11 protein-coding genes and 1 pseudogene are annotated in these 12,923 nt (G+C 39.3%); 10 read left to right on the forward strand and 2 right to left on the reverse strand.

What is annotated here, in order from left to right:
• Nucleotides 1-176 (forward strand): annotated as a pseudogene (locus tag ABIB40_RS20735) (IS1595 family transposase); the annotation flags it as partial.
• On the opposite strand, the gene ABIB40_RS20035 reads toward ABIB40_RS20735, so the two are convergent.
• Nucleotides 169-408, reverse strand: a complete 240-nt coding sequence (locus tag ABIB40_RS20035; protein WP_354361609.1) for a hypothetical protein — start codon at nucleotides 406-408, stop codon at nucleotides 169-171. The pseudogene ABIB40_RS20735 and the gene ABIB40_RS20035 overlap by 8 nt on opposite strands.
• An 808-nt stretch (nucleotides 409-1,216) precedes the next feature.
• Entirely contained in the window at nucleotides 1,217-3,175 is a 1,959-nt protein-coding gene (locus tag ABIB40_RS20040) for a heavy metal translocating P-type ATPase (RefSeq protein ID WP_354361611.1), read from the reverse strand.
• A 276-nt stretch (nucleotides 3,176-3,451) separates the two neighbouring features.
• Here ABIB40_RS20040 and ABIB40_RS20045 point away from each other — a divergent pair, with 276 nt between their 5' ends.
• The 9 genes from ABIB40_RS20045 to ABIB40_RS20085 all read left to right on the forward strand — a co-directional run bounded on the left by ABIB40_RS20045 (nucleotide 3,452) and on the right by ABIB40_RS20085 (nucleotide 12,267).
• The gene (locus ABIB40_RS20045; protein ID WP_354361613.1) at nucleotides 3,452-4,381 is read left to right on the forward strand and encodes an NADP-dependent oxidoreductase; all 930 of its coding nucleotides are present in this window, start codon (nucleotides 3,452-3,454) and stop codon (nucleotides 4,379-4,381) included.
• A 292-nt stretch (nucleotides 4,382-4,673) separates the two neighbouring features.
• Nucleotides 4,674-5,942: a chloride channel protein gene (locus ABIB40_RS20050; RefSeq protein WP_354361615.1), complete on the forward strand. Its 1,269-nt coding sequence runs from the start codon at nucleotides 4,674-4,676 to the stop codon at nucleotides 5,940-5,942.
• Between the two features lie 241 nt (nucleotides 5,943-6,183).
• Nucleotides 6,184-7,629, forward strand: coding sequence for a Fe-S cluster assembly protein SufB (gene sufB / locus ABIB40_RS20055; protein ID WP_354361617.1), 1,446 nt, complete (start codon nucleotides 6,184-6,186; stop codon nucleotides 7,627-7,629).
• Between the two features lie 25 nt (nucleotides 7,630-7,654).
• Nucleotides 7,655-8,431, forward strand: coding sequence for a Fe-S cluster assembly ATPase SufC (gene sufC, locus ABIB40_RS20060; RefSeq protein ID WP_354361619.1), 777 nt, complete (start codon nucleotides 7,655-7,657; stop codon nucleotides 8,429-8,431).
• A gap of 15 nt (nucleotides 8,432-8,446) precedes the next feature.
• On the forward strand, nucleotides 8,447-9,763 hold the full coding sequence (sufD, locus tag ABIB40_RS20065) for a Fe-S cluster assembly protein SufD (protein WP_354361621.1): 1,317 nt from the start codon (nucleotides 8,447-8,449) through the stop codon (nucleotides 9,761-9,763).
• Nucleotides 9,764-9,765: 2 nt separating this feature from the next.
• Complete coding sequence (locus ABIB40_RS20070) at nucleotides 9,766-11,010, forward strand: SufS family cysteine desulfurase (protein WP_354361624.1); 1,245 nt, start codon at nucleotides 9,766-9,768, stop codon at nucleotides 11,008-11,010.
• Nucleotides 11,011-11,012: 2 nt separating this feature from the next.
• On the forward strand, nucleotides 11,013-11,462 hold the full coding sequence (locus tag ABIB40_RS20075; RefSeq protein ID WP_354361626.1) for a SufE family protein: 450 nt from the start codon (nucleotides 11,013-11,015) through the stop codon (nucleotides 11,460-11,462).
• On the forward strand, nucleotides 11,459-11,773 hold the full coding sequence (locus ABIB40_RS20080; RefSeq protein ID WP_354361628.1) for an iron-sulfur cluster assembly protein: 315 nt from the start codon (nucleotides 11,459-11,461) through the stop codon (nucleotides 11,771-11,773). Before ABIB40_RS20075 ends, ABIB40_RS20080 begins: the two co-directional genes overlap by 4 nt.
• A gap of 41 nt (nucleotides 11,774-11,814) precedes the next feature.
• Nucleotides 11,815-12,267 carry an RrF2 family transcriptional regulator gene (locus ABIB40_RS20085; RefSeq protein WP_354361630.1) on the forward strand — a complete coding sequence of 151 codons (453 nt, stop codon included), beginning with the start codon at nucleotides 11,815-11,817 and terminating at the stop codon, nucleotides 12,265-12,267.
• Nucleotides 12,268-12,923 lie beyond the last annotated feature (656 nt).

A 12,923-nucleotide genomic window follows, 5' to 3' on the forward strand; every position in this document is an offset into this window, starting at 1 on the left:
CGGCCGTAAGAACCATCCAAACTCATGTGCATAAATATCATCTTCAAAAGTATTTAGACGAATATTTTTATCGCCTAAATAGGTCTATTTTTAAAAAGACAATCTTTGATAATCTATTTAAAAGAATGATAAAACATCAACATATTGGTTGGAAATCTATTGTAGTGCCTAAGTAAGTAACTCGAAAAAATTATTTGGGCCTTCTAAAAGCTCAATTATTTCTTCACCCTCATCACGAACTGTATAACGGATATCAAATTCGAGAGTCAATGTGTATAATGAATCAACTTTGTCGAACATAAAATCAAACCCAGACTCATAATCAGATTCATGGCTGCTTTCGGCCAAGTACTTATTATTAATTATATATTCATTTACTTTAATTGGTACTAGGTTAAATATTTTCATCAATATATGATCTTTGGTTTTTATAACCCGCTCTTTGTGATGTTGAGCTTGCGCATCCTGAAGTGAAGATAAAGCGAATTTCCGAATCCGCAAAAATATCAGGATTAAAAATTTCAACTTATCTAAACAAAGATTTACTGTTGTTTTGTTAGTGAAAGTGGAGCATTTGTTGGCAATATCGGTGGAGAACCCACAGGGCAATCATTTGTTTCCTGATTCTGACAATGAGGTTGAAGGTTACGAGTTGAAAGTCGTGGCGCTTAAAATCAATCTGAATTAGAATTTTCAAATTAAAAGGATGAATAGGATTGTGGTGCAAAAACAGGAGTCAAAAACCTGCATCTTGTAAATCCTACAATCCAGCAAATCCTGATTCTGACAATGTGCGGCGCTTTGCGTTTTGCAAGCGCGAGGGATTGTAGGGGTTCAGTGCCGCTTTTTTGCGGTACCGCAGCGAAGCGAAGCCCCGAAAAGCCCGGTTTACAAGGTTTTTTAATTGGAAAAAATCTTGTAAACGCGCCAAAATAATTCTACTTTTTTCGACTGCATTTTAAGAACCACCCCCCCAACCCCCAATGTCATTAACTTAAGCAATTTTTCTGTCAGTCTGAGCCTCCCGAATGGTCGGGACAAGTTGTCGAAGACCATCCACAAATCGAAAACTAATAAAATGATTATCCTTCGACGGGCTCAGGATGACAAACATTTTGTTGGTTTTTTCTAAGTTAATGACATTGCCCCAACTCCTCCTTGAAAAGAGGAGGGGATTTTAAGCGCCTCGGTCTTATTCTCAACCTTAGCCTCAGCCTCAACCTATCTCCTTATTCTGTATCCTTACTGCATTCAATATCGCCAACAGCGCAACGCCAACATCGGCAATAACTGCTTCCCATAAGGTAGCAATGCCGCCAGCGCCCAATGCTAGCACAATAATTTTTACGCCCATGGCCAAAGCAATGTTTTGCCAAACCACGTTTCGGGTGAGTTTGCTAATTTTAATGGCCATCCAAATTTTAGACGGTTGATCATTCTGGATGACGATATCTGCTGTCTCAATTGCGGCATCGCTACCAAGTCCACCCATGGCAATTCCGGCGTCTGCAAGCGCAATTACGGGTGCATCGTTAATGCCATCGCCCACAAAAGCAATGCGCCTGTTTTGATCTTTTAAAGTTTGCAAATGCGCCACTTTGTCTTCGGGAAGCAAACCGCCATAAGCTTCATCAATGTTCAGCACGCGGGCAACTTCATCAACTACGCCTTGCTTGTCGCCACTCAGTACCACGGTTTTTAGCCCAAGCTTGTGCAAACGTTCAATTGCCAATTCTGCATCATCCTTAAGTTCATCGGCAATGGTAATGTAACCCACATATTGCTTGTCGATTGCCATTACCACAATTGTTTCCTTAATAGTTTCTAGCGCTTTATCAAACCCAACCTCAAATTTCTTTAGTAATTTTAGGTTTCCTGCCAGCACTTCCTTTCCATTTATCAGCGCCTTTAACCCACAGCCAGCAATTTCATGTACTTCCTTAATTTCTAAATCTGCTTTCAATTTTCCTACATAAGTTTCTATGGCTTTAGCAATGGGATGGTTAGATTTACTTTCTATCGCCGCAGCGTATTCCAACAGCATTTGCTCCTCTATATTTTCGGCATGAACTTTCTGTACGTCGAAAACACCCTTGGTCAAGGTGCCGGTTTTGTCCATTACCACGGTATCGATTTTCGTCATGACGTCTAAAAAATTTCCGCCTTTAAACAAAATACCATGTTTTGAGGCAAGTCCAATTCCACCGAAATAGCCTAAAGGGATAGAAACTACCAATGCACATGGGCAACTGATCACCAAAAACACCAAGCTCCGATAAAACCATTCTTGGAAATGATAATTACTTACGAAAAGCATGGGCAAAAGCACAACTAGCACGGCAAGCGCAAAAACAATGGGCGTATATACTTTTGCAAAACGAGATATAAAAAGCTGCGTTTGCGATTTTCGAGCAGTAGCATCTTGCACCATCTCCAAAATCTTACTAAGCTTGCTGTCTTTAAAATTGGAGGTTACCTTAATTTCTGCAACGGTGCGCAGATTTATCATGCCTGCATAAACTGCATCGCCTTTGGCTTTCTCGTCGGGCTTACTTTCACCGGTAAGTGCGGCGGTATTAAATGTGGCTTTCGCCGATACCATTTCTCCGTCTAACGCCACCTTTTCGCCTGCTTTGATATGGATAATCTCGCCAATGTTTATTTCTGTGGGAGAAACAGTAAATAACTTCCCATCCCTCATCACCTCCACAACATCTGGCCGAACATCTAACAATGCCTTGATGCTTTTTTTGGCATTTCCAACAGCAATATCCTGAAACCACTCGCCAATGGAATAGAAAACCATTACCGCCACGCCCTCGCTAAAAGAACCGATTGCAAATGCACCAATGGTGGCAACACTCATCAAAAAAAACTCATTAAAAAAATCAAACCTAATGGCTTTTAGCCAGGCAAGATTAAACACATTATAGCCAGCCAATAGTAAGGCTATGCCGAAAACAATTAAACTGATTGGAACGCTAAACTCTATCGAAAAACCAAAATGTAATACTTGAGTAACCACCAAAATAACAAGTGCGATAAGCAGAGGCCAATGGGCAAGCCAGTCTTCGGTTTCTCCACCGTGGTTGTGGCCATCATCCTGGCTATGGCTATCTTCGTTATCGCAACAGCAGGTCTGAGCGTTCGATGGATTATTATTAGTTGATTTCAATACAATAATTTAGTTAAAGTGCAAATGCAATTCGGCAAATTTAACAACATTTATTTATTGAACTGTTTTTTTAGAAAGCCGAGTTAAGATTGGCTAAAACAATCAGACTTCTAAATCCTGCTTTTACGATATTTTTCCTTGACACAATTTAATTTCGCAAATCGACTGTCGATTTCTGACGTATTCCAGAACTTATTTCTATTTTGATAAAACCTATCTACCAACTTTATGTTTTTTTAACTAGGAACAAATACATGTTCTACAAAAATGCAAGAGATGAGAGCGATACGTCTTAACGAATATGGGTCAGTAGATAAATTAAAATTAGAAAACATACCTCGACCAGAGCCAAAAGATAAAGAAATATTGATAAAAGTGCACGCAGCCGGAATTAACCCAGTAGACTGGAAAATTATAGAAGGAAAAGCTAGCGATAAGTTCCCTATTAAATTGCCAATAACTCCAGGTTGGGACCTTGCCGGTGTGATAGAGGAAGTTGGCAAAAGTGTTAAATCATTTCGGGCCGGCGACGAAGTTTTTTGTAAGCCAGACTTAGATAGAGATGGTGCGTACGCAGAATTTATTGTGGTACCAGAACATATTGTTTCCTACAAACCAACAAATATTTCCTTTACAGATGCGGCAAGTGTTCCGCTGGCTGGCTTAACAGCTTGGCAAGGTTTGTTTCAATATGGAAATTTAAAAAAGGGAGAAAAAGTGCTCATCCATGCGGCATCTGGCGGTGTTGGCTCTTTGGCAGTACAGTTTGCTAAAAGCAAAGGTGCTTACGTTATTGGTACTTGTTCTACTGATAATGTAAGTTTTGTAAATAAGCTCGGTGCAGATGAAGTAATTGACTATACCAAACAAAACTTTGAAGACGATTTAAAAGAAATTGATCTTGTTTTTGATACCATAGGCGGCGAAACACAACAAAAATCTTTATTGGTTTTAAAAGAAGGCGGCCGACTTATATCCATAGTAGGTGCACAATTTGAGCAGGAGGCGAAAGCAAAAAATATCCGTTTAGAAGCATTTATGAGCAAGCCGAATAAGAGTCAATTGGATGAAATTGCCGCTTTAATACAAGACGGCTCTGTAATTCCGGCTGTTAGTGGCGTGTATAGTTTAGAGGAAACTGCACAAGCCTTACGCGAAAGTGCAAACGGACATGTAAGAGGCAAACTTGTTTTAAGAGTGTTTTAAACTTCATGGTAGCTAAAGAAGTTTAGATGCCGAAGCTTACGTTTTAGCAAAATCCGGGCAATGTTTTAAACATTGTCAGGATTTACTTTTTTTTCTCACAAAAATTAAGAGCAAAAATTTAGCAATAAACACCTCGTTATCAAAATCTTAACTAAGATTATTAACCAAAACCACAAATTTCTCGTTCGAATGCAAAAATGGCATGCGATTAAAAACACTCTTTTGCGATTGGTTGTTTGCATATTAGCAATTGTACTTATCTTTGCAAAAAACTACTTTTAAGTTTGCTCAAATGCGAAAAACGATTATCCGCGTAAATTATTTAAAATTATTTATTAGCTCCATTTTAGTAAGTTTAGCGTCTGCCCTACTTGCCGCATCTTTAAAAAGTATTACTGGAAAATACGAAGAACTGATTTTGCACAGGGTATCCGCCATTCCTTTGTTGTTTATTATCCTGCCGTCTGTGGGTATAACGATTATCTATTTTTTGAGAAAATATGTGTTTAGCGGAAAACAAAACAAAGGTATCAAGGAAATTTACCAAACACTAGACAATCGAAAAAACTCCTTACCTGCATATAAAATACCATCGCATTACTTTAACGGCTTTCTAACTGTTATTTTTGGCGGTTCTACCGGGGTAGAGGTTTCTACCGTTGTTGCTACCGCAGCGGTTGGCGCTTTGGCTCAAAGAAAAACAGCAATAGCCAACGTTTACAGAACAGAATTGGTTTGTGCCGGCGTAGCTGCGGGCATTGCAGTCTTATTTGGAAGTCCGATTGCTGGTTTTTTATTCGCCGTAGAAGTAATAGCCAAACGAAAAATAACCGTCACGTTAATGGTTAGTTGCTTTACTGCAGCATTAATGTCTTGGGCCTTGCTGCTACTAATTTCAGGCGATACACTTTTCAGTTTCAATGTAACTTCTTGGGCCAACCATGCCATTCCATATTTCATTATCCTTGGTATTTTGTGTGGCTGGCTGGCCGTGTATTTTACAAAATTGGTTATAGGAATAAAATCGGCCTTTTCTAAAATAACAAATAATTTTCTCAGGGTAAATATCGGCGCTGTGTTGGTTGGCCTTTCTATTTTCTTCCTTCCGCAACTTTATGGAGATAGCTACCATGCCATACCAGAATTATTGAGAAGCGTAGAACACCAAACGTTGAGCGTCGCTTTAGTTGTTACTTTGCTCGCCATTATATTGTTAAAACCGGTGGTTGCTTCTCTTACCTTAGGAGCCGGTGGCGATGGAGGTGTTTTTGCACCAAGTATTATTTCTGGCGCCGTACTGGGTATGTTAACTGCAGCCATTTTAAACCATTATTTTAACACAAACTTGGTTGTGTTAAACTTCGCGTTAGTTGGTGCCGCAGCTGTTTTAAGCGCTGCCATACACGCACCGTTAACTTCGGTATTTTTAACCTGTAGCCTAGTTCCTGGTGGATATTTGCTCTTTATCCCCATTTTTATTGGCAGCTTTATAGCAAAGTATTCTGCACAGTTAATTTGCAGTTATACGGTTTACAGTTACACCCCGAAAGTGAGTTCATGATGAAGCAGCTATATTGATGGCTTCGAAAAGTTTCTGTACTAAGTGTTTTCTATTGCTGATTGCTACCCCCTTAATCTTTCAACTGCGGCCTTAATTTGGCAACGCTATCCATGAGGGTTTAAACTTTGATTTTCGCTTGACAAAAACCACCTCCTATTGTTTGTACTTTTTTGTACAAACACACAAAAAACAGTACCTTTACGCCTTGATAAGGCAATTTCGGCCTGATAGTTTTTGAAATATGGAAGAAGAAATTAAAATGCTGGAAGATACGGTAGCGGGCGAGTATAAATATGGCTTTGTTACCAACATCGACACCGATACCATCCCAAAAGGTCTCAGTGAAGACGTTGTTCGTATCATTTCCGCAAAAAAAAATGAACCAGAGTGGATGCTAGAATGGAGGCTGAAAGCCTATAGGCATTGGTTAAAGATGGAAGAGCCAGAATGGGGCAACTTACATCATCCAAAAATAGATTACCAAGAAATTATTTATTACGCTGCACCAAAAAAGAAGCCAACATTAGATAGTTTAGACGAGGTTGATCCCGAGTTGCTCAAAACGTTCGAGAAACTTGGCATTTCTTTAGGCGAACAAAAACGTTTAACTGGAGTAGCTGTAGATGTTGTAATGGATAGTGTTTCTGTGGCAACTTCGTTTAAAAAGCAGCTATCGGAAATTGGGGTAATTTTTTGTTCCATTAGCGAAGCCATTCAAGAACATCCAGATTTGGTAAAAAAATACATGGGCTCGGTGGTCCCTGCGGCAGATAATTATTTTGCTGCGTTAAACTCTGCTGTTTTTACCGATGGGTCTTTCTGTTTCATCCCGAAAGGGGTGCGTTGCCCTATGGAATTATCTACTTATTTTAGGATTAATACAGAAGGGTCTGGCCAGTTTGAACGCACCTTAATTGTTGCCGAAGATGGTGCTTACGTAAGTTATTTAGAAGGTTGTACTGCGCCAATGCGCGATGAAAACCAACTGCATGCCGCCGTAGTGGAACTCGTTGCTGCAGAAAAAGCAGAAATTAAATATTCTACCGTTCAAAATTGGTATCCGGGAGATGAAAATGGAAAAGGTGGCATTTATAATTTCGTAACCAAACGAGGAATATGCGCTGGCGATTACGCCAAAATATCTTGGACTCAGGTAGAAACAGGTTCATCCATCACCTGGAAATATCCAAGTGTAATATTAAAAGGCGACCATACCATTGGGGAATTTTATTCGGTGGCCTTAACAAACCATTTTCAACAGGCAGACACAGGCACAAAAATGATCCATTTAGGTAAAAATACCAAAAGTAGGATTGTTTCAAAAGGCATTTCTGCTGGTAAAAGTCAGAATAGTTATAGAGGTTTGGTACGTGCATCTAAAAATGCAACCAACGCCAGAAACTACTCGCAATGTGATTCTTTATTGCTTGGCGATACCTGTGGCGCACACACATTTCCGTACATAGAATCTAAAAATCCGACGGCCATTATAGAACATGAAGCAACTACTTCTAAAATCGGCGAAGACCAAATGTTCTATTGCCAACAGCGGGGAATAGATCCAGAAGCTGCGGTAGCCATGATCGTTACCGGTTTCGCTAAAGAAGTGATGAATCAGTTGCCCATGGAATTTGCCGTAGAGGCGCAAAAACTACTCGCTATCAGTTTAGAAGGTAGTGTAGGATAAATTAATCAGACAAAAAATAATATAAATGTTATTATCAATAAAAAATATACACGCTTCGGTAGAGGGCAAAGAAATACTTAAAGGAATTAACCTAGATGTTAAGCCCGGCGAAGTACATGCCATTATGGGGCCAAACGGCAGCGGTAAAAGCACTTTGGCTTCTGTGCTGGCTGGCAGAGAAGAATATGAAGTTACAGATGGTTCGGTTCTGTTTGATGGAGAAGAGCTTCTTGGATTATCGCCAGAAGTTAGGGCGCGAAAAGGTTTGTTTTTGGCCTTTCAATATCCGGTAGAAATACCTGGAGTAAGCACAACTAATTTTATGAAGGCTGCCGTAAATGAAAAGCGTAAACACAATGGCGAAGCGCCTTTAGATGCGGTTTCATTTTTAAAGGTAATGAAAGAGAAAACAGCCTTGGTAGAGATTGACAAATCGTTGTTGAGCCGATCCATTAACGAAGGTTTTTCTGGAGGAGAAAAAAAACGCAACGAGATTTTTCAACTGGCTATGTTAGAACCCAAACTCGCCATTTTAGATGAAACCGATTCGGGTCTTGATATTGATGCTTTGCGCATTGTGGCAAATGGTGTAAACAAATTACGTACGCCAGAAAGAGGCGTAATCGTTATCACCCACTATCAGCGTTTGTTGGATTATTTGCAGCCAGATTTCGTTCACGTGCTCGTAAACGGTCGCATTGTAAAATCGGGCGGCAAAGAATTGGCTTTAGAATTAGAAGAAAAAGGCTACGATTTTATAAAAGATGAAATTGCTTTGGCTTCAGTTCGCGTTGACTCATAAAACATTAAAAGTAGTATGGAGAACATTGATTTAAATTATCTAGAAACAAAATTTTCGCGATTACAAGCTTCTAATAAGCAAGATTCCTTAAGCACCATTCGCGAGAGTGGCTTTACAACTTTTAAGCAGGTTGGACTGCCGAGTTATAAAAACGAGGAATGGAAATATACCAAGGTAAAAAGTCTTTTTAAACAAGAATTTACATTTTTGGGCGATGAGCATGCCCCAAGCATCGGCATTGCCGATGTTGATGCCATTAGGTTGCCGGGTTCTGAACAAGCCAATGAACTCGTTTTTCTGAATGGGAAATTCTCACCAGCACTTTCAACCATACGCTCAACTGCAGACGAGTTGGTTGTGCTTCCTTTAAATGAGGCCGCCAAAGGCGAACATAAAGAACTGGTGGCGGAACACTTAAATAAAAGCAGTTCGGTTATTAAAGATGGGCTACAGGCGCTCAACACGTCTTTTATTAATGAGGGTGTATTTATTTTTGTACCAAAAAACAAAATGGTAGAACGCCCCGTTTATTTTTATCACATTACCAACGCTAGAGAAAACTATACCCTATCGCAACCTAGAAGCCTATTATTTGTATCAGAAAATGCAAAATTACAGGTGGTAGAAAGTTACACTACTTTGGGATTTTTAGAAAGTTTTACCAATGAGGTGATGGAAATAGTAGCGAATACAAATGCCATTTTAGAACATTACAAAATCCAGCATGACGTTTCGACGGCAAACCAAGTAAATACCACGCACATTAGACAAATTGGTAAAAGCCATGTCCACACTTTTACGCTTACGCTAGATGGCGGCACGGTTAGGAACAATACCCACATTATAATGGAAACTGCCGGCAACGAAGGACACATGTACGGCTTGTATTTGCTTAAAGGCAAAACGCATGTAGATAACCACACACTTGTAGACAACATGGAACCAAATTGCTTTAGCAACGAGTTCTATAAAGGCATTATGGATGAGCAATCTACCGGTATTTTTAGCGGAAAAATTATGGTGAGACCAGATGCACAAAAAACCAATGCGTATCAATCAAACAAAAACATACTACTATCTAACGAAGCAACGATAAATACCAAACCTCAGTTAGAAATTTTTGCCGACGATGTAAAATGTTCTCACGGTTGCACCATTGGTCAATTAGATGAAGAAGCACTTTTCTATCTAAGATCTAGGGGTATCGCAAAACCACTTGCTACTTCTATGTTGTTACAGGCTTTTGCTGCCGATATTTTAGAGCAGGTTAAATTGCCCGCATTGCGCACTTATGTAGAAAATTTGGTTGCCCAAAGACTAATAACTAATTGATTATGGAAGAAACAATCACAGCCCCCAAAACTTTTGATGTAGAAGCGGTAAAAAAACAATTTCCCATTCTTTATAGAGAAGTACATGGCAAGCCTTTGGTTTATCTAGATAATGCCGCAACTGCGCAAAAACCTCAGGTTGTTATAGATGCGATAACAAATTATTACAGCAATTACAACGCTAACATCCACCGCGGCATACATACTTTGGCCGAGGAAGCAACCGCCGCCTATGAGGCTACGCGAGTTTGCGTTCAGGAATTTATTGGCGCTGCCCATTTAGAAGAAATAATTTTTACCCGAGGCACAACCGAAGGCATAAATTTGGTTGCCTACACTTGGGGAAGACAACATGTAACCAAAGGCGATGAGATTATCATTTCGGCGATGGAGCATCATTCTAACATTGTGCCGTGGCAGATTTTGTGCGAGGAAAAAGGAGCTGAATTAAAAGTTATCCCCATAAACGATGAGGGAGAATTGTTGATGGACGAATACCAAAAAATGCTTTCTCCAAAAACAAAGCTGGTATCCATCGTGCATGTGTCAAATAGTTTGGGCACCATAAATCCCGTTAAGGAAATAATAGAAGCAGCACATAAAGTTGGAGCTTTAGTTTTGGTAGATGGTGCACAGTCTTCGGTTCATTTAAACATAGATGTGCAAGAAATGGATTGCGATTTCTTTGCCTTTTCTGGACATAAAGTATACGGGCCAACTGGTATCGGCGCGCTTTATGGCAAAAAGCAATTGTTAGAAAGCATGCCAGTATTTATGGGCGGTGGCGAAATGATTAAAGAAGTAACTTTCGAGAAAACAACCTTTAATGAACTGCCTTACAAATACGAAGCTGGAACGCCAAATATTGCAGATACCATTGCTTTAAAAGCCGCTTTAGATTTTACATCAAAATATGGAAAAGATTTCTCTCGTTCGCACGAAGAAGAATTGCTTGCTTACGCTACAGAGCAGTTAGAATCTATTCCGGGCTTGCTCATTATCGGGAAGGCAAAGAATAAAATTAGTATCGTTTCTTTTGTGATAGATAACATCCACCCACAAGATATTGGGGTTTTGTTAGACAATCAGGGCATAGCACTTAGAACGGGGCATCATTGTACGCAACCGTTAATGAAACGCTTTGGCATTCCTGGTACGGTTCGGGCATCTTTCGCCATATACAACACCAAAAGTGAAGTAGATAAATTGATTTTAGGCTTAGAAAAAGCCATCAAAATGTTAACGTAAAAATGAGTGCGACAACCATAAAAGAAAAAGAGGCAGAAATTGTAGAAGCATTTTCTTGGCTAGAAACCTGGGAAGAAAAATACGAGTACATCATCGAACTTGGGAAAAATCTCTCGCCTTTGGATGAAAAATTTAAGGTAGGAGAAAACATTATTAAAGGTTGCCAATCTACGGTTTGGTTGGTTGCAGATTTTAAAGACGGAAAGGTAATCTATCAAGCAGATAGCGATGCAATTATTGTAAAAGGTTTGGTAAGCATGCTTATTTCTGTTTTGACTGAACAAACACCTGATGAAATTTTAGCTTCAAAACTAGGTTTTATCAACGAAATCGGGATGATGTCTCATTTGGCCCAAACTAGATCTAACGGGTTGGTAGCCATGATAAAACAGATTAAAAATTACGCCTTGGCTTACAAATCGCTTAGCGAAACAGAAAAAACAACATTATGATAGGTGCAGAAGAACTTAGAGAAAAAATAATTGATTGTTTACAAACCATTTATGATCCAGAAATTCCCGTAAGTATTTATGAGTTGGGATTGATTTACAATATTAACATTCAGCCGCTTAATAATGTACTGGTTACAATGACATTAACTGCACCTAGTTGCCCTTCTGCACAAGAAATTCCGGTAGAGGTAGAACAAAAAGTGAGACAGGTTGAAGGGGTGTCAGATGTAGATGTGGTAGTGGTTTGGAGTCCGCCTTGGGATAGAACGATGATGAGTGAGGCTGCACAATTAGAATTGGGGTTTTTATAATCCGTTTAATGATAAAATCGTGGTAGAATAAGGAGACGCGCATGAAGATTACGGCACAAGAAGAATACGGTTTACGAATATTGCTTCGTGTTGCAAGGAGCGATGACGAAAAAAATACGAGTATCCAGGCTTTGAGCGAACTCGAAGGATTATCTCATGCCTACACCGCAAAGCTTACAAGAATTCTTCGCAAAGGTGGGTTTATCAATAGCACTCCGGGAAATATTGGCGGATATGTTTTGGCAAAATCGCCGTCCGAAATAAATGTAAATACAGTATTGAAGCACTTGGGCGGCGCTCTGTTTAGTAAAGAATTTTGTGGTGATTATAATGGAAATGTAACCATGTGCACCAATTCTGTAGATTGCTCCATAAGGTCGCTCTGGAAAAAAATCCAATATTCGGTAGATCAGGTATTAGACCAGATTACTTTGGCCGAGTTGATTGGATCTGAAGCATCTTCCAATAAATTATTGAAACAATTATCTAACTAATTTATTGCTCCGCCCAAGTCTTCTTTTCTTAGACAAACATTTTCTTGCAATTGATTTGAGCTCAAACCATTTTGTGGTAAAATTGATTTGAATCCAAACCGATTAAACCAGCTTTAGGCTACAGCAAATAACCAATTCTAGCGCAAGTCTTATGAGCGAAGGCTAGTAGCGTTGGGAGCCTTGGGCTTGTCGATATCAAATTAAAAATGCTTTTATTATAGCAGATGGCATTGAAATAGGATTTATGAACAAGATTCCGCTTTATTTATTCGGTTTTTTGTATTAAATAGATTATGGTGCTGCACTAAGCCTCTCAAATAATTTGACCAGCTCGGGTCTTTCGTTGAATTTAATAGAGACTTCCTCTTTAAATATAAGCTCGCACTCAGCTTTATTTAGAGGGCCCATCTGCAGACCTAGGTTTTATTCTTGGGTGCTTACCCTTGCATATCCAATACTCATAAAAACGTCTGCATGTAAATGCATGATACATAGATTTGTGAGACGTATTTTCGAGACAAGAAAGAAAGGTAAATATTAATTTATTTGACCCGAGTTTTGATTCTCAATATACCGGGGTTTTATGAGCACATTGAGAAAGTAAATCAAGAAAGAGAAAAGATTAAAAACAGGTAAAATTATTTTTCGATTTCTTT

This window comes from Pedobacter sp. UYP30 (genome assembly GCF_040547165.1).
GTDB lineage: Bacteria > Bacteroidota > Bacteroidia > Sphingobacteriales > Sphingobacteriaceae > Pedobacter.

What these genes read in the sequence shown, in the direction of transcription:
- ABIB40_RS20075 (WP_354361626.1), top strand. Translation starts at nt 11,013, where the DNA reads ATGAGTGCGACAACCATAAAAGAAAAAGAGGCAGAAATTGTAGAAGCA.
- sufB (WP_354361617.1), top strand. Translation starts at nt 6,184, where the DNA reads ATGGAAGAAGAAATTAAAATGCTGGAAGATACGGTAGCGGGCGAGTAT.
- sufC (WP_354361619.1), top strand. Translation starts at nt 7,655, where the DNA reads ATGTTATTATCAATAAAAAATATACACGCTTCGGTAGAGGGCAAAGAA.
- ABIB40_RS20070 (WP_354361624.1), top strand. Translation starts at nt 9,766, where the DNA reads ATGGAAGAAACAATCACAGCCCCCAAAACTTTTGATGTAGAAGCGGTA.
- ABIB40_RS20035 (WP_354361609.1), bottom strand. Translation starts at nt 408, where the DNA reads ATGAAAATATTTAACCTAGTACCAATTAAAGTAAATGAATATATAATT.
- ABIB40_RS20050 (WP_354361615.1), top strand. Translation starts at nt 4,674, where the DNA reads ATGCGAAAAACGATTATCCGCGTAAATTATTTAAAATTATTTATTAGC.
- ABIB40_RS20045 (WP_354361613.1), top strand. Translation starts at nt 3,452, where the DNA reads ATGAGAGCGATACGTCTTAACGAATATGGGTCAGTAGATAAATTAAAA.
- sufD (WP_354361621.1), top strand. Translation starts at nt 8,447, where the DNA reads ATGGAGAACATTGATTTAAATTATCTAGAAACAAAATTTTCGCGATTA.
- ABIB40_RS20080 (WP_354361628.1), top strand. Translation starts at nt 11,459, where the DNA reads ATGATAGGTGCAGAAGAACTTAGAGAAAAAATAATTGATTGTTTACAA.
- ABIB40_RS20085 (WP_354361630.1), top strand. Translation starts at nt 11,815, where the DNA reads ATGAAGATTACGGCACAAGAAGAATACGGTTTACGAATATTGCTTCGT.